Raw genomic sequence first — 375 nt, forward strand, 5'->3', positions numbered from 1 at the left:
GGTCGAAATATCTGTATCATAGCCGTCCTGTTTTGCATGACTCACGGCGATGGTTGAGCGGAGCGGACCAAAGGCCGAACCTGCCATTGCCTGAATACTCTGTTCGGCAGCCTGCCCCACCCCTCCTCGCACCTCGATTTCCGCCTCGGGCTGCCTTGCAGCAGCACGGGTGATAATATTGACAACACCTCCGGTGGCCTCACTTCCATAGATGGCGGAACTCGGTCCACGGACGATTTCAATACGGTCAATCGGATAGCCGGGGGTTTTTCTCCCCCGGCCTCCACACCACCTGGCATGCGGGTCCGCACCAGGCGGTTCCCAAAGAGAGACGGGCCGTGGCCGGTCAATCGATAGCTTCAGTTCTTTGAAAAG

At 58.1% G+C, this 375-nt stretch carries 1 protein-coding gene; it reads right to left on the reverse strand.

The genetic code is table 11. The annotated features are described in order from the left end of the window. Nucleotides 1-375: TonB-dependent receptor plug domain-containing protein (locus JWJ90_RS23030; RefSeq protein ID WP_205229537.1), on the reverse strand; the 375-nt coding region annotated here is incomplete at both ends.

This window comes from Desulfobulbus rhabdoformis, from assembly GCF_016919065.1.
Taxonomy (GTDB): domain Bacteria; phylum Desulfobacterota; class Desulfobulbia; order Desulfobulbales; family Desulfobulbaceae; genus Desulfobulbus; species Desulfobulbus rhabdoformis.